The sequence below is a fragment of the Halomonas sp. IOP_6 genome (assembly GCF_021151565.1).
GTDB lineage: Bacteria > Pseudomonadota > Gammaproteobacteria > Pseudomonadales > Halomonadaceae > Vreelandella > Vreelandella alkaliphila.
This window is the reverse complement of sequence record NZ_JAIRBO010000003.1, coordinates 374024-394585: the sequence shown is the minus strand read 5'-3', so window position 1 is coordinate 394585 and position 20562 is coordinate 374024. Positions and strand designations below refer to the sequence as shown.

The 20562-nt window shown below is 53.4% G+C and carries 16 protein-coding genes; 6 read left to right on the top strand and 10 right to left on the bottom strand.

Annotated elements, in window-relative coordinates:
• Positions 1-4: 4 nt before the first annotated feature.
• The 3 genes from K7H08_RS07985 to K7H08_RS07975 are packed head-to-tail and all read right to left on the bottom strand — an operon-like array spanning position 5 to position 5726.
• Complete coding sequence (locus tag K7H08_RS07985; protein WP_038477808.1) at positions 5-1429, bottom strand: ATP-binding protein; 1425 nt, start codon at positions 1427-1429, stop codon at positions 5-7.
• Positions 1429-4527 carry an efflux RND transporter permease subunit gene (locus K7H08_RS07980; protein WP_231657646.1) on the bottom strand — a complete coding sequence of 1033 codons (3099 nt, stop codon included), beginning with the start codon at positions 4525-4527 and terminating at the stop codon, positions 1429-1431. Before K7H08_RS07980 ends, K7H08_RS07985 begins: the two co-directional genes overlap by 1 nt.
• Positions 4524-5726 (bottom strand): efflux RND transporter periplasmic adaptor subunit, encoded by a 1203-nt coding sequence (locus K7H08_RS07975; protein WP_231657645.1) that lies wholly within the window; start codon positions 5724-5726, stop codon positions 4524-4526. Before K7H08_RS07975 ends, K7H08_RS07980 begins: the two co-directional genes overlap by 4 nt.
• A 218-nt stretch (positions 5727-5944) precedes the next feature.
• Here K7H08_RS07975 and K7H08_RS07970 point away from each other — a divergent pair, with 218 nt between their 5' ends.
• A complete protein-coding gene (locus K7H08_RS07970) occupies positions 5945-6553 on the top strand; it encodes a TetR/AcrR family transcriptional regulator (protein ID WP_038477800.1) in 609 nt (202 codons plus the stop codon).
• Here the strand turns inward: K7H08_RS07970 and K7H08_RS07965 are convergent.
• Positions 6550-7353 carry a helix-turn-helix domain-containing protein gene (locus tag K7H08_RS07965; RefSeq protein WP_193061795.1) on the bottom strand — a complete coding sequence of 268 codons (804 nt, stop codon included), beginning with the start codon at positions 7351-7353 and terminating at the stop codon, positions 6550-6552. The two genes, K7H08_RS07970 and K7H08_RS07965, sit on opposite strands and share 4 nt — an antisense overlap.
• Positions 7354-7520: 167 nt before the next feature.
• On the opposite strand from K7H08_RS07965, the gene K7H08_RS07960 reads away from it, so the two are divergent.
• On the top strand, positions 7521-9704 hold the full coding sequence (locus tag K7H08_RS07960; RefSeq protein WP_231657644.1) for an OsmC domain/YcaO domain-containing protein: 2184 nt from the start codon (positions 7521-7523) through the stop codon (positions 9702-9704).
• 87 nt (positions 9705-9791) lie between these two features.
• Here K7H08_RS07960 and K7H08_RS07955 read toward each other — a convergent pair whose 3' ends face one another.
• A complete protein-coding gene (locus K7H08_RS07955) occupies positions 9792-10694 on the bottom strand; it encodes a LysR family transcriptional regulator (protein WP_231657643.1) in 903 nt (300 codons plus the stop codon).
• A 100-nt stretch (positions 10695-10794) separates the two neighbouring features.
• Between K7H08_RS07955 and K7H08_RS07950 the strand changes: the two genes are divergently transcribed.
• From K7H08_RS07950 to K7H08_RS07940, 3 genes are all read left to right on the top strand, one after another.
• Positions 10795-11010, top strand: coding sequence for a DUF2798 domain-containing protein (locus K7H08_RS07950; RefSeq protein ID WP_198348928.1), 216 nt, complete (start codon positions 10795-10797; stop codon positions 11008-11010).
• Between the two features lie 185 nt (positions 11011-11195).
• Positions 11196-12659: an alanine/glycine:cation symporter family protein gene (locus K7H08_RS07945; protein ID WP_231657642.1), complete on the top strand. Its 1464-nt coding sequence runs from the start codon at positions 11196-11198 to the stop codon at positions 12657-12659.
• 39 nt (positions 12660-12698) lie between these two features.
• Positions 12699-13706 carry a type I asparaginase gene (locus tag K7H08_RS07940; RefSeq protein WP_231657641.1) on the top strand — a complete coding sequence of 336 codons (1008 nt, stop codon included), beginning with the start codon at positions 12699-12701 and terminating at the stop codon, positions 13704-13706.
• 11 nt (positions 13707-13717) lie between these two features.
• Here the strand turns inward: K7H08_RS07940 and K7H08_RS07935 are convergent, their stop codons facing one another.
• The 5 genes from K7H08_RS07935 to K7H08_RS07915 all read right to left on the bottom strand — a co-directional run bounded on the left by K7H08_RS07935 (position 13718) and on the right by K7H08_RS07915 (position 19132).
• Positions 13718-14950, bottom strand: coding sequence for a DUF3422 domain-containing protein (locus K7H08_RS07935; protein ID WP_231657640.1), 1233 nt, complete (start codon positions 14948-14950; stop codon positions 13718-13720).
• A gap of 130 nt (positions 14951-15080) precedes the next feature.
• A complete protein-coding gene (locus K7H08_RS07930) occupies positions 15081-16310 on the bottom strand; it encodes a nucleoside recognition domain-containing protein (protein WP_231657639.1) in 1230 nt (409 codons plus the stop codon).
• Positions 16311-16440: 130 nt separating this feature from the next.
• Positions 16441-17373, bottom strand: coding sequence for a lysine exporter LysO family protein (locus K7H08_RS07925; RefSeq protein WP_231657638.1), 933 nt, complete (start codon positions 17371-17373; stop codon positions 16441-16443).
• Positions 17374-18108, bottom strand: a complete 735-nt coding sequence (locus K7H08_RS07920) for a hypothetical protein (RefSeq protein WP_095604022.1) — start codon at positions 18106-18108, stop codon at positions 17374-17376.
• An 88-nt stretch (positions 18109-18196) separates the two neighbouring features.
• Entirely contained in the window at positions 18197-19132 is a 936-nt protein-coding gene (locus K7H08_RS07915; protein WP_095604021.1) for a 2-hydroxyacid dehydrogenase, read from the bottom strand.
• A gap of 222 nt (positions 19133-19354) precedes the next feature.
• On the opposite strand from K7H08_RS07915, the gene doeA reads away from it, so the two are divergent.
• Positions 19355-20554, top strand: coding sequence for an ectoine hydrolase DoeA (gene doeA, locus K7H08_RS07910; protein WP_038477771.1), 1200 nt, complete (start codon positions 19355-19357; stop codon positions 20552-20554).
• The last annotated feature ends 8 nt before the right edge of the window (positions 20555-20562 follow it).

Sequence of the window (20562 nt, the reverse complement as noted above, 5' to 3'; positions counted from 1 at the left end):
TAGATTAAGAGGCAATAAATAGCGGAAAGCGCAGCGTCCATTTCAGGCCGCCTAGCTCAGAAACGCCAGGTGAGAGTGTTCCGCCATGGGCATTGACTAACGCGCTAGCAATAGAGAGCCCCAGCCCGCTGCCGCCACTTGCGCGGTTACGTGAGCCTTCCACGCGGTATAGGCGTTCAGTTAAGCGTGAAAGCTCGTTTTCAGGCACGCCTGGGGAACTGTCTTCCCAAGTAATCACAGCATGGTTAGTCTCGCAGGTTAATGAAACCCGTAGCTCTCCTGGTGGTTGTGTATAGGCGCAGCTGTTATCCAGCAGGTTATTCCAGAGCTGGCGTAGGCGTTGGGCATCCCCTTGTATCATGATGCCGGGGGTAAGCTGGCTTGACAGTGTCAGGCCGCTCTCTTCTAGCCAGCGGTCGGCATCGGATAAACGGCCTTTCAAGCTTTCGCTAAGGTTCATTGGCGCTAGCTGAATATCTAATGCGCCTGCATCACTTTGCGAAAGCAGCCTCAAGTCAGTGACTAACCGTTCCAGTTGAGACACTTCTTGAGCCAGTGAGCTAAGATTTTCCTGGTTTAGCGGACGAATCCCATCCTGCATCGCTTCGATTTCACCACGCAGGACTGCCAACGGGGTACGTAGTTCGTGCGCTGTGTCTGATACCCATCGTGCTCTGGCGTCACGGCTAGCTTCTAAGGTGGCCGCCAATACGTTGAAATCGCGTGCCAAACTGGAAAGTTCATCTCGGCCGCGTTCTGGTAACCGAGTGTGATAATCACCTTCGGTTAAGCGCAATGTTGCGCCCGCCAATGCTCGGGTGCGTCGGCCTAGCCACCAGGAAAGCCCTCCTGCCAGTAACAGCGATGCTAACCCAAGAGAAACAACAATAAGCACCAAATTGCGCTGCTGGCGCTCTAGGAAGCGACTTTCCATGCGCTCCATCATATCTTGCGGAGGACGAAACCCCAGTTCTCCAATCGCTTCATTGTTGCCGCTTGAGGTCACGTCGCTATACAGGGTGAGCCACCGCCAACCGTTTGAGCCGCGTGCGCTCTCAACAGGCGGGACGACGAAGCGGCCATCGCTATTGCGTAAAGCGAAGTCCTGAGCTTCGCCGAGAGGAGAAGGGCGATCACGGTGTGCCTGGCCAAGCTCAAAGCGCACAATATAGGGCCAGCGCTCTGGCGATTGCTCCAACCACTCCCAACTGCCTTGGGTTTCCCAGCGAGTAATTAGCCCATCCGCCAGCAGCGTAGCGCGTCGCTCTTGGGCTTGATTGAGATATTCTAAAAAGCCGCGATCGATGCTGTAAGTTACTGCTAAAAAAACGCTCGCTGCAATGGCTACGTTGACGCTTAAAATCGCCACAAAAAGCTTTAGACCCAGCCGAGAAGGGCGCCACTGGCGCAGCGAAGCGAACAGTTTCATTAGCTGGCTCCCTCATGGCTTGGTTGGGGTGGTTTGTTGAGTCGTTCGCGCAGGTTTTCTAAACCCAAATAGAGGCAGGGCACTACCAGCAACAAAATAACCGTGGCGAATAGCATGCCAAACCCTAGTGAAATAGCCATGGGTATCATAAAGCGCGCTTGGCGAGAGGTTTCTAGAATCATTGGTGCCAAGCCTAAAAACGTGGTGAGTGTGGTCATCATAATCGGCCGCAGGCGGCGGGTCGCCGCGGCGACAATCGCTTCGCGGGCATCCATGCCCTCGCGACGCTTACGGTTAGCATAATCAATCAGAACCAGGGCATCGTTAATTACCACGCCCGAAAGTGCCAGCATACCAAGTAGGCTGATAATCGATAGTCCGAACCCCATTAGCATATGGCCTGCAACGGCCCCGACAATACCAAACGGAATAGCGGCCAGTACCAGCAGTGGCTGAAAGTAACTCCGGAAAGGAATGGCCAATAATGCATATAGCGCGGCCAGCATTAGCCACATGGCGTTGCGAAGTGTGGCTAAATTGTCAGCGGTATCTTGCTGCCGACCGCCCATGCTCACTTCAAGCCCTGCCCAGGTATTGCTAAGCGTGGGGAAAACATCCTCTTGTAGCGTGGCGAGCACCTGGTTAATTGCTTGGTCGCCTTCCGAGTCTGCGGTCACTGTAATGATTCGCCGGCCATCGATACGTTGAAGACTGCTAGAAGCTTGGCTTAATGTAATATCTGCAACGCGTGACAGCGGAACGCTTAGGCCGTCGGGGGTCCGGATCGGCAGCCGATAAAGCTCATTGAGGCTATCGCGATCTTGTTCTGGCAGGCGTACCTCAACGCTGACTTCTCGACGGCCAATAAACTGCTCTATGGCAGTAGCACCCTGTAGCGGGCCGCGTAGCGCCTGGGCTAGGTCGCTGCCTGTTAGCCCTAACGCGCGCCCTTCAGCAGATAGGCGCATTTCAAGCTGCGGTTTGCCGTCTCCCAGTCCGCTGTCGATATCGGTTAACCCATATTCAGCCAGTTGTTCAGCCAACTGCGCAGCGGCCGCTTCTAACACTTGGGTGTTTGGGTGGGATAAACGCAGGCTCAGCGCTGCACCACTACCGGGGCCGCCGAAGTCTGACTCAAAGCGCACTGATTGCGCGCCGACTAAGTCGCCTGTTAAGTCGCGCCACTCCTGGGCAATTCGAGATGGAGGCCAGGCATCTAAACTTTCTCTGGCGATATCCAGGCGCACTTGCAGGTTCTCACCATCCAGGCTGCTGCGGGTACTGCTAAAGCTGAGGGTTGCCTCGCGTTCGCTAAGTTGCTCGGCGGCATTGAGTAATTGTTGGCTTAGTCCGCGGCTAACGCTAATGTTGCTGCCAATCGGCAGGGTAACGCTGGCTTGAACTTGGTCTGATTCCACTCTGGGCATAAGTGAAAAGCCAAGCCTACCGCTCATTGCCCAGGCAAGCGTGACACATAGCAAGGCGACGCCTAGGGATACGGTCAGCAGGCGTTGAGTAAGCGCGCGCTGTAAAAACGGTTCAAACTGCTGGTAAGTAAAGTGATGCAAGCCCTTTTGCATACGTAGACGAATAGCTTCTATAGGGCGCTGCCATACGGGGGTTTTGCGGGGTTTGCTGGCGTGGGCGAGGTGGGCGGGTAGTATAAACAGAGCTTCCACCAGAGAAATAATAAAGACCGTGGTAACGACCACTGGCACGGTAGCAAAAATAAGCCCTAAAAAGCCGGGTAAAAACAGTAGTGGCAGGAACGCAACAATATTAGACAGAATCGCAAAGGTAAGCGGTGTGGCGATTTCTTGAGCACCTTTCACCGCGGCATCGCGCAGTGAGTAGCCCTGTTCCCGGTAGCTGTAAATATTCTCACCGACCAGAATGGCATCGTCCACGACGATGCCAAGGGCAATAATAAAGGCGAACATCGACATCATATTGAGTGAGACGCCAACCCATGGCAGAAACAGCATTGCACCCAAAAATGCCGTCGGGATGCCTAGCGTTACCCAGAAGGCCAATCGTGCCTCAAGAAACAGTGCCATCAGAATTAGCACCAGTGCCAAGCCCATCCAGGCGTTTTTTAGCAGCAGGTTTAGGCGGTCTTCATAGATTTTTGAGCTGTCTCTGGAAACATCCAGGCGTACCCCAGTGGGCAGGTTAGCGCGCAGTCGCTCCAGCTCTCCATAGACGGCTTGGGAAATACTGGTCGGCGTTTGATCACCAATTTGATAGATATCTACCGATAAGCCCTGCTCGCCGTTGTAGAACTCCTCGCGATCGGTTTCAGCAAACCCTTCGCTTACGCGAGCAATATCGCCCAGTACAACGGGGGAACCTTGGGCAGTGGTGAGAATAGGGAGCGCGGCAAACTCGTCCGCACTGTTGCGGCGTCCCTGATAGCGAATCAACCACTCACCTTCGGCGGTAGTGAGCTGGCCACTGGCGAGATCGAGCGCTTCTTCGGCAATTCGGCTGGCAAGTTGTTGATGGTCTAACCCAAAGCGCTCAATGGCTTCTTCATCCAAAAGCACCTGGATTTCACGTTCCCGGTTGCCGGAGAGCTCTGCACGGGAGATACCGCTAGTAGCCTGTAATTCTGCGCGCACATCCTCAGCGGCGTCATGCAGTGCGGCTAAGCCCACGGAGCCATACACCTGCAAGCTCACCACGCTGCGAGAGCGGCCAGCCAGGGTAAAGCGCGGTGGATCCGCTGCGTTAGGCAAGGTGGTGATGGCATTCACGGCTTGCTGGATATCCTGATAGGCCCGCATCACATCAACACCGTCGATCAGCGTGGCGCTGACTACGCCGCTACCTTCGCCAGCGCTGGCGGTTAATTCATCGATGCCTTCCACATCGGCAATGGCAGCTTCAACTGGTAGCAGCAAACTTTGCTCAACATCTTCCGGCGTGGCACCAGGATAGCTGATGCTAACTTGGATGATTTCCGTTTCAAATTCCGGGAAAACCTCTTTCTTGATGGCCAAGGATGCCATTAAACCGCCGACGATAAACAGCACCATCATCAGGTTAGGGGCAACGCCATGGTCGACCATCCAGGCGAGTGGGCCACGGCGAATCATGGGCTTTCCTCATCACTGGCTGGCGTGTCGCCTCGCTGACGAATGCGGACTTGCTGGCCTTCACGAGGTTGAGCCAAGCCAGCAATAACCACCCGCTGTCCGGGGACTAAACCGCTGCGTACCAGCGCCGTTTCCTGCCCGCGGTAGGCCAGGGTGACATGGGTACTGCGTAGGCGATCTTCATCATCTACCCACCATACCTGCTCGCCGGGACGCAATGCGGCAGAAGGCAAGGCGATAAGCGGCTCCTGGGTTGTGCTATGAAAGGCAACCCGCAGCACATCGCCAAGGCGCAGTGCGGGACCATCTTGCTCTAGCGACAGCGGGTCATTCACGGCGATCAAAAGCTGCGCCTGTAAGCCGTTCTCTTCCAGATTTGGCAGAATAGAAATTAAGTTACCTTCTCTGCTTGTTCCTTCCGGCCAGCCTTGGCTGGTAAGCGTGACGCGGCTGCCCGGCGTTAGCCAACCCAAAATATCCCCCGGTAACGAAGCGCGAACCCAAAACTGCTCGACACCAACCAAACTGAGTACTTCAGTACCCTGGCTTAACAGGGTTCCTGCGCCAACCAGGCGGTCTTGTACCATCGCTCGCCAAGGGGCAGCTAACGTGGCACGCTCAAGATTAAGCGCTGCTTGGTCTCGCACCACGCGTGCTTGTGTTAGTTGAGCTTGAGCTTGGCGTAGCTGTGGTTCACGTAGCACCAGTGCACGGCGCTCAGCACTGAGTTGGCGGCCAAAAGATTCATACTCACTTCGGGCGCGCTGTTGCTCCGCTTGTTCTAGTGCTAACTGCGCCTGAGCATTGGCTAATTGTGCTTCAGCATCTTCGAGAATCAGACGTAAATCGGCCTGATCGATATAAGCAACCGGCGCTCCTTGTTCGACGACCTGACCTGGTAGAACGCCTTCGCCAAAGCGCTCTAGCTGACCAGCCACTCGACTGGCTAACATAGTGGATTTCTCAGCTTCTACACGACCAAAACCGTTAAGCATGGGCGCTTGCAGGCGCTCTTCAGCCGTCATGATACCCACTAAGGGTGGCGCGGCGGGCGGTGGCGGGCGGCGTTCAACGCGAGGCGGCTGGCTGATAATCCACCAAGCCAAGGTTAAGCCGCCAACGAAAACCAGTAGTGCTGCCAAGGCTCCGAAACCGATACGGCCTTGTTGAGAAGGTGCGTGAAAGTGAGAGGAGGTCATTACCGCGCGGCATCCGTTGGCTGAGGGCGAAAATTCCAGAGAAAATGGCGTATCATGCTAGCATCACCGATACGCAAGCAATGATTAGGTAAAAAATGTGCAAATAGCGTGCAACCCGTTAAGCATCGCTGCAGCGTGCGGTTTAACCGCTGACGGGCATCACAATACCTGTCATTATTATTTTGCAAAGCACTAAATTCACTGGTTAATGTGACGTCATGAAAAACACCGCCACTCGCGATAAGTTAATTGAAACCGGTGCCGAGCTGATTGCCCAGCAGGGCTACAATGCGACGGGTATTAATGCCGTCTTAAAAACCTGTGGTGTGCCTAAAGGATCGTTTTACCACTACTTTTCCAGCAAAGAAGATTTTGGACTGGCGGTGATCGAGCGCTTTGCCAGTCAGTATGATGAACGCTTGGCAACACTGTTTGAAGACGCTTCGTTGCCGCCGTTAGAGCGCATACGGCGTTACTTCGCCACAGGGCGTGAGCATATGTTGGACTGCGACCACACCACTGGCTGCTTGATTGGTAACCTGGGTCAGGAGCTTTCGGGGCAGAGTGACACCTTCCGTGATGCACTTAACTTGGTGTTCCAGCGCTGGGAGAAGCGTTTAGCCGTCTGCCTGAAAGAAGCGCAAAATCAGAATGATATCGATAAGGCAATTGTTCCAGAAGCCCTGGCTAGTTTTATATTGTCGGGCTGGGAAGGCGCTATATTGCGCGCTAAAACGCTTAAGTCAGTCGCTCCTATGGAGCACTTTGAGTCGATTTTATTTGCCCATGTGCTGGCGCCATCAGTGTCCTGCGAAGCAAGCCGCTAGTGACGTGCGCGAAAATGGTGCTCTCCGCTTGCCACATCATTGCACACGGCTGCCAGCAGCGACTCATCGAGTGACGGGTCGTCCAGTGACAGCAGGCCGCACTGAGCCAACGCAGACCGTAAACTTATCTGTTCATCTAAGCGCTGGTAGACCACTCTCACACAACAGGGCATACGCTCACTGTTATCAGCCACCCCCATTTTCAATCCGGTTAAGCGTGTGACTTGGCTTTGGTAGCTGGGAAACAGAATAGTTTGGGTGATTTCATGGCCATTGAGGGTCTCGTGGTCAACCAAAAATAGTCGGTCTGCAAGTTTAACGGCAGTTCCTACGTACCGGTTATGACAGGGCCGCTTTCCTAGAGCGACTTGCATACGCTCGGTGCGCTGGTACACCACACCTCCTTCTCTGGCTTCTAGGCACACCAACGTGCGCATCAAATGCCCAGGGCGCGACATTGAGTGGTAAAGCTCGAAGTAGCGACCTAGATAACGCTCCATACCTTCGCTACCCCGCTGAATCAACGCATTAGGCCAGGGTAGTGTGTTCGGTGAGCTATCTGCGTTGAGCTGGCCGGTTTGCACCAGCGCACGGAAGTCGTGGTGAGGCAGCGCAATATCTTCTGGCGTTACCCCAAAAAAGTGGCAAATACGCTGCAGCGCGGCGTGGCTTGGGTAATAGCGACCGCTGAGGTAGCGGTTGAATTGAGCACGGTTAATGGATAAGCGGCGGCAAACGTCCGCAATAGACGGATAGTAGCTGCATAGCAGGCGTAAGTTGGCCACAAAATCATCATGCATGGGGGCGGTTTCAGCGTTCTCAGTAAGCGTCGGTGCGGCTAATGTGACGCTTCGAGCCTGTCAGTGCAATGCTTCCCAAGACGAAGCGGGTAAAAAACTGGATAATGGCCGCTATCAGCCTATGGCCCCAAGACCTTCAGCACATTTATCTATCCGGATGCCCGCTCATGGAAATCAAAGTTAACTATCTCGACAACCTCCGCTTAGAGGCCAAGTTCGACGATTTTACGGTTATCTCCGACCAGCCGATTCGCTACAAGGGCGATGGCTCGGCACCTGGGCCGTTTGACTACTTCCTGGCGTCGTCTGCCATGTGTGCGGCCTACTTTGTAAAGGTTTACTGCAACGCCCGCGATATTCCTACCGAAAATATTCGCCTGTCACAGAACAACATTGTCGATCCGGAAGACCGCTATAAGCAGATCTTCAAAATCCAGGTCGAGTTGCCGGAAGATATTTCTGAAAAAGATCGCCAGGGCATTCTGCGCTCCATCGATCGCTGCACGGTTAAGAAGGTGGTTCAAACCGGCCCTGATTTCCAGATCGAGACGGTAGAAAACATCGACGAGGACGCCCAGGCACTGCTGATGGGAGCGCCGGAGGGCAGTGCTACTTATATTCCAGGCAAAGACCTGCCATTAGAACAAACCATCGCCAATATGAGCGCGATGCTGGCTGACCTGGGCATGAAGATCGAGATCGCCTCCTGGCGCAATATCGTGCCCCACGTCTGGTCACTGCATATTCGCGATGCGGCTTCACCGATGTGTTTCACCAATGGCAAAGGGGCTACCAAAGAGAGCGCCCTGTGTTCGGCGCTGGGCGAATTTATTGAGCGCTTAAGCTGTAACTTCTTCTATAACGATCAGTACTTTGGTGAAGAGATTGCCAACAGCGATTTTGTTCACTACCCCAATGAAAAGTGGTTCAAGCCGGGGCCTAATGATGAACTTCCCGCAGAAATTCTCGACGACCATTGTCGCGATATTTATAACCCTGAAGGCGAGCTGTGTGGCTCGCATCTGATCGATACCAACTCGGGGCGTGAAGACCGCGGCATTGTCTCACTGCCCTTTGTGCGCCAGTCCGACGGCGAAACGGTCTACTTCCCCTCCAATCTGATCGAAAACCTGTTCCTCAGTAACGGTATGAGCGCGGGCAATACCCTGGTAGAAGCCCAGGTGCAGTGCCTGTCGGAAATTTTCGAGCGGGCGGTGAAGCGCGAAATCCTCGAACAGGAGTTAGCTCTGCCGGATGTACCGCAGGACGTGCTAGCCAAGTATCCAAGTATCGTAGAAGGCATTAACGCCCTGGAAGCCCAAGGGTTCCCGGTGTTGGTCAAAGATGCCTCTATGGGCGGGCAGTTCCCGGTGATGTGCGTCACCTTAATGAACCCGCGTACCGGCGGCGTATTTGCTTCATTTGGCGCGCACCCGAGCTTTGAAGTGGCGCTGGAGCGCAGCCTAACTGAGCTTCTGCAGGGGCGCAGTTTCGAAGGATTAAACGATCTGCCACTGCCGACGTTTAACTCGCAAACCGTTTCTGAACCCAACAATTTTGTTGAGCACTTTATCGACTCGGTGGGCGTCGTTTCCTGGCGCTTCTTTAGTGCCAAGCCCGATTTTGAATTCAGTGAATGGGATTTCTCTGGCAGCAATGAGGAAGAGGCCGAGACGCTGTTTGGCATTTTTGAGGAGCTGGGCGCTGAAGTGTACATGGCGGTCCACGAAGACCTGGGCGCACCAGTCTGTCGCATTCTGGTACCGGGTTACTCAGAGGTGTACCCCATTGAAGATTTAATCTGGGATAACACCAATAAAGCGTTGGACTACCGGGAAGATATTCTCAATTTACACCGCTTGGATGACGACCAGCTCACCGACCTAGTCGAGCGGCTGGAAGAGAGCCAGATGGATGACCACGCCGATATCATCACGCTGATCGGTATCGAGTTTGATGAGAACACTGTGTGGGGGCAGCTAACGATTCTAGAGCTCAAGCTGCTGGTTTACCTCGCGCTGCAACGCCATGAAGAGGCGCTGGACTGCGTGCAGATGTTCCTGCAGTACAACGACAACACCGTCGAGCGCGGCCTGTTCTACCAGGCGGTAAACGCGGTGCTGGAAATTGTGTTGGATGATGAACTGGAGCTTGAAAATTATCTGCATAACTTCCAGCGCATGTTCGGCGAAGCGACCATGGCGGCTGTCGTAGGGTCGGTAAGTGGCGAAGTACGCTTCCACGGCCTAACGCCGACTAACATGCAGTTAGAAGGTCTGGAGCGCCACCAGCGCTTGATCGAAAGCTATAAGAAGCTCCATGCGGCGCGAGCGGCGAAAGCGGGCATTTAAGCATCCTCCAAACGCGCTGCTAGTTAACTGTTTTGCTGGTGTTACGGCGCCAGCAGAGCAGGTCACCATTTTGCCCGAACAGACGGTCTAATCAGCAGAGTGGAACCAAGATTGGCGGCTGAGGAATTCGATTAATTCGTGGCGAAACAGCTTGGCCCTTGCTGAAAGGCTACGCCGATAGGGCCACACCAAGAAGATCTCTCGGTGGCGTCCCTGCCACTCAGGGAGCACTTGTATTAACTCTCCCGCTTGTAAGCTGTTCGCCACCATACTGGCGGGCATCAACGAGACGCCTGCTCCCGACGTTGTGAGGTTCAGCACAATATTCATATCGTTACTGATATGGAAATGGCTCTTGTGACAAGCGTGTTGATTACCGTCTTGATGGAACAGCAGCCAATCGCTAAACATTTTTGCTGCCACGCTGGGGCATGCTTGTAGCTCTTCTATCGTGCTGGGAATAGGGTGTTTCATCGTCGGTGATGCCACCAAAATCGGCTCTATATAGCCCAGGTGTTTTTGGATCAGCGTCGAGTCTTTTTGTGGCCCCGAGCGAAGCGCAATATCCGCTTGGTGATCGCGAATATCGGCCACGTTGTTATCTAGCTCGATAGTTAATGCGATCTCAGGATAACGATGAATAAAGTGGCGCCAAAATGCATCCAGTGGTCCGCTGCCCAAATTGACGGGCGCCATAATCTTCAATGGTCCGCTTAGGCTATGCAGTGTTTGATCCAGGTCTGAAATACGCTGATCCAGTGCGAGTACTAACTCCTCACACTCGCGGAAGTAGGACTCACCCTGAGGCGTCAACGTTAACCCCTTGGTTGAGCGATGGAGCAACTCTACGCCTAGTGTGGCTTCCAGTGCGCTTATGCGCCGCGACACGGTGGCAATGGTCATCTTCAGCGTTGCCGCCGTAGCCGTGAGGCTGCGTTGGTTGGCGGCCACGATAAAGATGTTTAGGTCATCAAGAGAGGGTTTTCGCATTTTGCAATTCTGTAAAATTGATTCTCATATATTGGCATATATTACCGTTATAGGTGTTTGTTAATCTGTCCGCACTCAAACATCACTCTCAGGTACTGCCATGAAACACAGAATTATCTTCGCTATTCTCATGTCGTTTACGCTATCGCTGATTATGTCTGCCTGGGTGACGTACGTGAATATCGGAACTCATGCTGATTTTGTTGGCATCTGGATGCACGCTTGGCTGCTTGCTTGGCCAGCTGCTGGGATCATTGCGTTTATCTGCGGCCCCTTTATTCATAAATTAGCCCACCGCATTGCCGAGAAAGTCTGACGGCTTGCCTGATGCACTCTGGTGCACCCGCTGATGCAGTCAGTGCACACAACTGCATCGCTGCGCCAAATTTAATTCTTCCCCATGCTTGGTAAAACGTTCTCCGCGGCGCGGTTTTAAGAAGCGCGAAATAAAACGACGCGAATTCCAACATAACGCTAATACAAGAACGCGGAGAAAATCACATGCTTGATATGCTCAATGAGCTCCTCTGGGGAAAGGTACTGCTAGTGCTGCTAGTAGGCGTTGGCATCGGTTTTACCGTTGCTTCCCGCTTTGTGCAGTTTCGTTATTTCGGCCAAATGTTTCGTATTTTGGGGTCGGGTCAAGCCTTTAAGCGTAATAAACATGGTCACTTAAGTTCGTTTCAGGCACTTGTCCTGTCAGTGGCAGGGCGCGTGGGTGGCGGTAATATTGCCGGCGTAGCGGTCGCGATTACGCTAGGTGGCCCAGGGGCTATTTTCTGGATGTGGCTGGTGGGGCTGATGGGGATGGCGACTAGCTTTTTAGAATGTACCCTCGCGCAGACCTACAAAGAAGCGGAAGGCGACGGCACTTATCGCGGTGGCCCGGCGTACTACATTGTTAAAGGGTTAGGTAAACAGTGGCGTTGGCTGGCAGCGTTTTACTCGGTGCTATTGCTGTTAACCTTTGGTTTTGCCTTTACCGCACTGCAATCTTATGCGGTAGCGACCTCGTTTGGCGACGCCTTCGGTGTGCCGGTGCTTTACAGTGGCATTGCCCTGGCCATGCTGGTAGGGCTGATTATTTTTGGTGGCATCAAACGTATTGCGCGCATCTCAGAGTTTCTGGTGCCTTTTATGGCGGTCAGCTATATCGCCATTGCGCTGCTGGTCATCGCCATGAACATTGGTGAAATTCCCGGCGTTATCACGCTAATCGTAAAAAGTGCTTTCGGCCTTGAACCGCTGATTGGTGGCGGTATTGGTGCGGCCATTATGATGGGTTTGAAGCGTGGTCTGTTTTCTAACGAAGCGGGTCTGGGCAGTGCGCCTAATGTGGCGGCGGTTGCTTACGTACCGCACCCGGCCAACCAAGGCATTGTGCAGGCGTTTTCGGTGTTTATCGATACCGTGATTATCTGCTCGGCCACGGCGTTTTTGATTCTGCTCAGCGGTGTGTACGACCCGGCCGCAGGTGCTGGCGTTGAAGGTATCGCCCTCACCCAAGCGGCGCTTGCCGACCATGTAGGCGAATGGGGTCGCACCTTTGTTAGCCTCGCGCTGCTGTTGTTTGCGTTCAGTACTATTTTGTACAACTACTACCTAGGCGAGAACAGCCTCAACTTCTTTAGCCGCGATAACCAGAATCTGTTTAACGCTTTCCGGGTCGCCATTGTGTTGCTGGTGTGCTGGGGCGCGACCACAGATCTTGGCACTGTGTTCGGATTTGCCGATGTCACCATGGGCCTTCTGGCGGTGGTTAACCTCGTGGCACTGATTCTGTTGTTCAAGTGCGGCCTTCGCATCCTTAACGATTACGATAGCCAGCGTCGCCAGGGCATCAAGCAGCCAATTTTCGATGCCAATCAACACCCAGATCTTGAGCTAGATCCGAAAGCCTGGGAGCTAGAGCCTGAAGAGGCCGAAGCGTTAAAGCAGCGTCTAGAAAGCGCGCCTGCTAAGTAAGCCCCCGTATGCACTAACGCTATTAGATAAGGAGAGACTATGCCCCGCGTACTCATGCTCTACACCGGCGGTACCATTGGTATGCAGCCATCGCCACACGGGTATGTGCCTTGCGCGGGGCTGGCCGATCGTTTAGCCGCACACTTGGCGCTGGCCGCCGACAGGTTGCCGTCGTTTGATGTGCTAGAAATGCAGCCGCTGATTGATAGCGCTGAGCTAATGCCCGACGCCTGGAACCGTTTAGTGGCACAGTTAGAAAGCCACTGGCAAGCATACGATGGGTTTGTGGTGCTACACGGTACCGACACCATGGCGTATAGCGCCGCTGCGTTGTCGTTTATGCTCGGCGCGCTCAACAAGCCGGTGATCTTCACCGGCGCTCAAATTCCTTTGGGGGAGCCCCGTAGCGATGCACTGAATAATCTCGTCAGTGCACTGCAACTGGTGGCTCACTCCGCGACACCTTGTGAAGTGAGTCTGGTCTTTCACGATCGACTTCTGCGCGGTAATCGCGCGCGTAAGGTACGCACTCAGGGCTTAGATGCCTTTGACTCTCCCAATTTCCCTTGGCTTGCCGAGCTTGGCATTGCCATATCTTACCCGCAGCCCTCTGCGTTGCTGAGTGGACGGCCTGACTTTGCCCCCATTGAGGTAGATGATGAGGCGGTCGCGATATTGCCACTCTATCCTGGTATGTCGCTGCGTCGCGCTAAGGCGCTGCTGGCCGATGAACGCTTAAAAGGCTTGATTCTGCATAGCTACGGCGTCGGTAACCCGCCTAGTTTTGAAGGCGAGCTGTTAACGGCGTTAACGGCTGCAAATGAACGAGGGGTCGCACTGCTTAACGTGACTCAGTGCGCCCAAGGGGAAGTCGTACAGGGTGCCTACGCCACCGGCGCGGCGCTGAACCAAGCCGGTGTGATTGCGGGAGGCGACATCACGTTAGAAGCCGCCGTTGCAAAGCTTACGGTGCTGCTAGGTCGTGGGATGAGCGGCCCTGCACTGCGCAGGGCACTTAGCGGCTCACTACGAGGCGAGTGTAGCTAACATCTTACCCTCTAGTGCTTTTTAACCTTCCAAATTCGCCACGTTAAGATGGCTATAATAAGCGCACTCAGTGGCGCTATGACAGAGGCGGCAAGGTTGGGTTCGATATCGACACCTAGCGCTCTTAAGCTTTCCAGCCCCAGTTTCATTAAGCTGAAAATGTAGTAGCTGATGACGATGATCGAGAGACCTTCAACGGCCTTTTGGATTTTTAGCTGGCTGCTCGCGCGGGCATCTAAGCTCTGCAAAATTTTGTAGTTTTGCCTCTCGATTTCGACCTGGGTGCGGGTACGCAACAAGTCGTTTAAGCGTGTGGCGCTGGTGGCCAGCGTCTCAACGCGACGGTTCATGGCATCGCAGTAGCGCACGGCAGGCTCAAAACGCCGCAAAATAAACATGCCCAGCCGAGGATAATTACCGATACGCTCCTCGCGCAGCTCATTGATGCGTGCCAACACGATGTTGGCATAGGCATCGGTCGCGCTAAAACGTTGGCGTGTTTGTACGCCGCAGCGTTCGAGTTTTGCCGAGAGCAGTGTTAAGGCGTTGAGCAACGGTTCGGCAGGCGAGGTGTGCTGTTCGGCGTGTTGATGAGAGAGCGCAGACAGCTCCGTTTCATAGTGTTGTAGCTCACGGCTGAGTGCTTTGGCTTCCGGTAGTGCCAGCATCGCCATTATGCGGTAAGTCTCAATATCAAATAAGCGTCTTGCCATCCTGCCCAATCGATAGCTATCCAGATTATCGTTAACCATTAGCAATCGGTTTCTTTGCTGATCATCCAGGTTGAAGTCGCTCCAAACCGTGGCATCTCCGCCGCCTACCTTTGAGCCCGCTGGCTGATCTAATCCATAGGCCTCCACGCTACCTGCCCATCGATTAGCCGTTTCCACGCGCAATACGCTGGCACTGATTATTTTATCGGCAACATCCGCGAGTAAACGGGCTAAAAACGTAGGTGGTGTTGGCCATATGCGAGGGTTGCTGTTGTTGTCGTGCTTAATGGTCAGCGTAAAAAACTCGGTGTGCCGCTCCCACTTTACTAAGCAACCCTGGCAACTGACTATTTGCTGAACCTGATCGGGCGTGACAGCGACCTCTGTCAGCTCTGCTAGGCGATTAAGCAACCTAGTAACGTCATCGCCTTCAAGCGTAAAAGCGTAGTGATGAAGACAAGCAGGCCCCTCAAAATAGATGGGAGGCCGCGCGTGAAGCTCGTTATGTAATGCCGTGTGTTGAGCATGCATGAAACAAATTACCTGATCTATTGTTGTTACAAGTGTTGTAAAGAGTGTCGTTAAGAGTGTCGTTAAGAGCGTTGTGACGAATGTTGTTATGAATAACCAGTTTGTTGGCTAACCTAGTTGCCAAGCGGCGTTAGCCAAAGAACCAATAGCAGACAGTGATGGCAGTAATAATGCCCGCAGCGTCAGCGATGAGCGCGCAGCCCAGGCCATGGCGAATACGGGTAACGCCGACCGCGCCAAAATAGACCGCTAGCACGTAGAAGGTCGTCTCGGTGCTGCCTTGCAGGGTGGCGGCCAGCAGGCCAGGAAAGCTATCGACGCCAAAGTTGTTCATTGTCTCAATCATCATGGCTCGCGAGCCGCTACCAGAAAGCGGTTTTACAAAGGCGGTAGGCAGCGCATCTACAAAGCGAGTGTCCCAGCCAATCCCTTCCACTAACCAGCGAATGCCACTGAGCCCTGCGTCCAGAACGCCGCTGGCACGCAGTACGCCAACCGCCACCAGCATGGCAATAAGATACGGCAGCAGGGTGACGGTAAAACTGACACCTTCTTTTGCCCCTTCAATAAAGGCGTCATACACCCTGACACCACGCAGTGCGCCAACCACTAAAAACATCATGACAATAGTGAATAACGTTAGGTTACCCACCAGTGTTGAAGCAGCCGCCAATGCTTGGGCCGACATGCCCGCCAGCGTGGTAATTAATAACCCCAAAGCAAGCGCTGCAGCGACCAAATAAGCCAGCACCACGGGTTGCCAGAGCTTTAAGCGCTGTACGAGTGCAACCGCGAGTAGCCCTGCCAGGCTAGAGGCGCTGGTAGCCAGCAGAATCGGCAGAAAGACCAGGGTGGGCTCTGCCGCGCCTTGCTGAGCACGATAAATGAAGATCGTGACAGGTAGCAGCGTCAGTGATGATGTGTTGAGCACTAAAAACAGAATTTGTGCGTTGCTGGCGGTATCGCGGCTCGGGTTGAGACTTTGCAGCGATTGCATGGCTTTAATGCCAATCGGTGTGGCAGCGTTATCTAAGCCTAAGATGTTAGCCGCAAAGTTCATGCTAATTAGCCCCATGGCAGGGTGATTACGGGGCACTTCTGGCATTAGGCGGGAAAACAGTGGGTCAAGCACGCGGCCTAGTAAGCGAATCATGCCTGCCTTTTCGGCAATCGAAAGAAAGCCCAACCAAAGCGTCATTGTGCCTAGCAGCACTAAAATAATATCCACGCTGACGCTTGCCATATCGAACAGCGATTGCACTAAGCGAGCAAAAACCTCGCTATCACCACCGACTAACCACTGCCATAAAGACGCTGCAAACGCAGCAATGAAAAAGCTTAACCAAATTCCGTTTAGCATGGTGGGCAGTCATCCTGGGCAGTGAAGCAGTTGTGTTTTAACTGCGCGTACACTCCTAACTAAGCGTGCGCAAAAGGGTGCGTAGTTACAAATAACGCTGCTTATCCTACCCAATGATTGCCTGCAATCGCTAACCCGACAGCGAAAGAAAAAACAGAATCAGTGGTGGAGAGAGTAGTGACAGGATAAATCCGCTGACCACTGCAATAGGGACACAGGCCACACCGCCGTGCTGCTGGATTACCGGCAGGGTGAAGTCCATGGAGGTAGCGCCACCATAACCAATGGCTAGCGCGGTGTGGCGGTGGATAACGAGCGGAATCAGAATAAATGCCAGCAGTTCGCGCGTTAGGTCGTTGAAAAACGCCACGCCACCCATTAACGGACCAAGTTGGTCGCCAATCAAAATAGCCGAAAGCGAATACCAGCCAAAGCCAGATGCCATGGCTAAGCCTTCATTCCAACTAAGTGAGAGAAGCGGGGCGGCTAACAAACCAGCCAACAGTGAGCTCAGCGCAAGGGTGACCGCGATGGCAAGCCCTAGGCGATTGAGCAAAATTTGTTTAAGTGGCATGCCAGAATTGCGTAGCTGGCAGCCAATTAGCATCAATAGTGCGTATAGCACCCATTCCGCCAGCCAGTCGGCGGTGGTAAACAGCACTTCCCCAATAAGCGGGCCGAGCAGTAGCCCAACCGCTACACCACCTGCCACCACGCCTACCAACATTAGCGAGCCCTGCATGGCGGCGAGTTTGCTGGTAGGGGCATTTTCCACCACCGGTGAACCACCGGCCTTCAAAGCCACTCGACGTGATAGCCACCATAGGGCGCCTAAGTTGAGCACCGTGGTAATGCTAAACAGCAGTAGCGCGTTACCGCCTAATCTTGAAAGTTGGCTGCCCAGGTTTTCAAGACCCGCAAGGCTGACCCCCATAAATAATAGAATCAAATAAACCGAGCCATTAACGGCTCGATTGATGAGATTCAGTAAGCGGGTAGAACGAACGCGCACTAAGTAGCCTAACAAGAGAGGCAATAAGACAATCAGTAATCCAGAAAGCATTTAAGGTGCGTTACCCCCAGCGGGGTTGAATTGAGTCATGGTGAGATACGTCTGACGACGCCCCTCTTTTCGATATTCTGCCGAGAGGATCAGTCCTGGCCAATCTGGGTGAAAATTAATGTGTAGATATCGGTCGGGCTTTTCTTTATCAATCAGCGTGACGCGCGTGGCTTCGAACTCACCGGCGGGAATGGTAATGGTGTTGGGCTCGTTGATATTCTGTTGATCGACATAGTACTGAAAGTGTTCGTCGCGTCCGCGGTGATCAACAAACTCGATATCACAGGGGGTGCTTACCATGCAGTCTTCATGACCCGCTCGTCGGGAAAGGTCAAATAGAGCGGCCTGGCGATCAAGCGAGCTAATATCACTTTCGTTGAGTTGGTAACTGTCGCCTATACCCAGTAGTGAATAACTGCTGTTATAGAGCAAAGAGCGAGTCGAGGTATCGTCTATCGAAAAGCGACTACGCTCCTCACCTCGGGCAATCGCGACTGCAAAATTCATATCACTTAACCAGTGAAGCCCTTCATTACTGAGCGTATGGGTAATAGTTGCGCCGGGCCAGCCGCGTATTTCTAAACGATATTGAGCCTGGAAGGGGTGTGGGGCCTGCAGAGTTTGCTCATCTTGTGGAGTATCTGCTGTTGCTAAGCCGCACAGGGAAAACAGGCAAGCGCCCAATATTGCGCTCGCAGACTTAGGGTGTCTGATGCCTCTTGTAACATAACGCAAAGGCCCTTCCTCCTTCTCGAGTGTTTTCCTAAGAGCCTTTAGCTAGCGCTTGGTTCCCCGTGCAGTATAGCGTGCGTATGGCTAAGCGTCAGTAGCCTGCTTCTGGGCTAATCGTTGCTAACGATTCACCCGCTTCAAATGCCTCAATATACGCAATGACTTGATCAATGGCGTCATTAAGTGGTGTAGGCGCTGCCATGTGAGGCGTTACTAACACGCTTGGGTGCTGCCAAAGGGGGTGGTTGGTTGGAAGAGGCTCTTCACAGAAAACGTCTAGCAGGGCACCACGCAGATGTCCTGGCTTATTCGTTTCACCGAGCGCATCTAGCAACGCCTGTTCATCGATTAGGCTGCCGCGACCGGGGTTAATAACACTGGCACCTTCGGGTAATTTCGCTAGCCGTTCGGCGTTAAGAATGCCTTCAGTGGCGGCGGTGTCTGGCAAAATAGTGACTAAGCTCTGCACTTGGCCAAGCAGTTCATCAAGCCCTTTATCGCCATGCAGGCAGCGTACGCCGCTAATTTCTTTAGGTGAGCGGCTCCAGCCAAGTACGGGGAATCCTGCTTGCGACAAGTGAGTGGCTACATAACTGCCGATTGCGCCAAGGCCTAATACGCCAACTGGCCACTGTGTTTTTTCAGGCACGGCTTGGGGTTTCCAAGTAGCGCTCTGCTGTTGAGTGGCGTAGCGATCCATGCTGCGGTAGAAGTGCAGTACGCCATATAGCACGTAATCTGCCATGAGTTCGCCCATGCCAGCATCACGTAATTTCACGATAGGAACATCGCTTGGAAGGCCGGGTGTTTTCAGTAAGTAATCAACACCCGCACCCAGATTAATAATGCCTTTGAGCTGGCTTTGCTCCTGCAGTAAATGCTCTGGGGCTTTCCAAACGGCAAGGTAGTCGGCGTTTTTTCGTTCATCTTCAGGTGCGTCACTTGTCAATACAGTGGCCTGGGGTAACGCTTTTTCAAGTGCGGCTTGCCATTGGGCTGAATCATCAATATGGATGACTACTTTCATTTTTCCTCCTGACTACATGTTAACTATGGTTACGCTATCACGGCTTGCCACAATTTTTGTCATAAAGGCTTTGACCGGCAACCAAGGGTCGGTGCTAGTATCGCCCTAAGACGACATTGGCAGGCCTACTGCGGGGGTGGCCAGGTCGATCCTGTGGCCCAGCGTACCTAACTTACAATAGATGGCGCTGGTTCTTAGTGATCTTTGATGGCGAGTTGCCCGATGACTGAGGTTTCCCTGCCTTTCACGCGTGAAGAGTATGCTAATCGCTTGTGGAAGGTGCGTGCAGAAATGGCTGGCCGTGGCATTGACGTGCTGATTGTCAGTGACCCCTCCAACATGGCGTGGTTGACCGGCTACGACGGTTGGTCATTTTATGTTCATCAATGTGTATTGGTGGGCCTTGAAGGCGAACCTGTATGGTTTGGCCGCCGTATGGATGCCAACGGCGCGCTGCGCACCTGCTGGATAGACCCCGATAATATTACCTACTATCCGGATTACTATGTTCAAAATCCGGATATGCATCCAATGGAGTATCTTGCCCAATCGATCATGCCCGACCGCGGTTGGCATACCGGTGTGGTGGGTATGGAGATGGATAACTACTACTTCTCTGCTAAAGCCTATCAAAGCCTTTTACGTGAGCTTCCCCATGCGCGTTTCATGGATGCCAACGCACTCGTGAATTGGTGCCGGGCGATTAAGTCGCCGCAAGAAATAGCTTATATGCGTGTGGCAGCAAAAATTGTTGAAGGTATGCACACGCGTATTTTGGAAGTTATTGAACCCGGGCTGCCAAAAAGTAAGCTGGTGTCGGAAATTTACCGCGTCGGCATCGAGGGATTTGTCGACGAGAATGGCAAGGTGTTTGGCGGCGATTATCCTGCCATTGTACCGATGTTGCCAACCGGTAAAGACGCTGCTGCGCCGCACCTTACCTGGGACGACACGCCATTTCGCAAAGGCGAAGGCACGTTCTTCGAAATTGCTGGTGTATTCAAGCGCTACCACGCGCCGATGTCGCGCACCGTATTTTTAGGTACGCCGCCAACAGACTTTATTCGTGCTGAATCTGCCTTGTTGGAAGGCATTGAGAGTGGGTTGGCCGTGGCTAAGCCGGGCAATCGTACGGCGGATATTGCCATGGCACTGGGTGCGGCGATGGATAAGTACGGTTTTGACCGTGGTGGCGCACGCTGTGGTTACCCGATTGGTATCTCGTACCCGCCGGATTGGGGCGAGCGCACGATGAGCTTACGCCCCTCAGACGAAACTATTCTTCAGCCCGGAATGACATTTCACTTCATGCCTGGCCTCTGGGTAGAAGACTGGGGGCTGGAAATTACCGAAAGCATTCTGATTACTGAAAATGGCTGTGAAACCCTGGCCAATTTTCCGCGCCAGCTGTTTGTTAAGTAGCTGTCTAT

Bases quoted from the DNA above. Each gene is read 5' to 3' on its own strand.
- K7H08_RS07985 (WP_038477808.1), bottom strand. From the start codon at position 1,429: ATGAAACTGTTCGCTTCGCTGCGCCAGTGGCGCCCTTCTCGGCTGGGT.
- K7H08_RS07980 (WP_231657646.1), bottom strand. From the start codon at position 4,527: ATGATTCGCCGTGGCCCACTCGCCTGGATGGTCGACCATGGCGTTGCC.
- K7H08_RS07975 (WP_231657645.1), bottom strand. From the start codon at position 5,726: ATGACCTCCTCTCACTTTCACGCACCTTCTCAACAAGGCCGTATCGGT.
- K7H08_RS07970 (WP_038477800.1), top strand. From the start codon at position 5,945: ATGAAAAACACCGCCACTCGCGATAAGTTAATTGAAACCGGTGCCGAG.
- K7H08_RS07965 (WP_193061795.1), bottom strand. From the start codon at position 7,353: ATGCATGATGATTTTGTGGCCAACTTACGCCTGCTATGCAGCTACTAT.
- K7H08_RS07960 (WP_231657644.1), top strand. From the start codon at position 7,521: ATGGAAATCAAAGTTAACTATCTCGACAACCTCCGCTTAGAGGCCAAG.
- K7H08_RS07955 (WP_231657643.1), bottom strand. From the start codon at position 10,694: ATGCGAAAACCCTCTCTTGATGACCTAAACATCTTTATCGTGGCCGCC.
- K7H08_RS07950 (WP_198348928.1), top strand. From the start codon at position 10,795: ATGAAACACAGAATTATCTTCGCTATTCTCATGTCGTTTACGCTATCG.
- K7H08_RS07945 (WP_231657642.1), top strand. From the start codon at position 11,196: ATGCTTGATATGCTCAATGAGCTCCTCTGGGGAAAGGTACTGCTAGTG.
- K7H08_RS07940 (WP_231657641.1), top strand. From the start codon at position 12,699: ATGCCCCGCGTACTCATGCTCTACACCGGCGGTACCATTGGTATGCAG.
- K7H08_RS07935 (WP_231657640.1), bottom strand. From the start codon at position 14,950: ATGCATGCTCAACACACGGCATTACATAACGAGCTTCACGCGCGGCCT.
- K7H08_RS07930 (WP_231657639.1), bottom strand. From the start codon at position 16,310: ATGCTAAACGGAATTTGGTTAAGCTTTTTCATTGCTGCGTTTGCAGCG.
- K7H08_RS07925 (WP_231657638.1), bottom strand. From the start codon at position 17,373: ATGCTTTCTGGATTACTGATTGTCTTATTGCCTCTCTTGTTAGGCTAC.
- K7H08_RS07915 (WP_095604021.1), bottom strand. From the start codon at position 19,132: ATGAAAGTAGTCATCCATATTGATGATTCAGCCCAATGGCAAGCCGCA.
- doeA (WP_038477771.1), top strand. From the start codon at position 19,355: ATGACTGAGGTTTCCCTGCCTTTCACGCGTGAAGAGTATGCTAATCGC.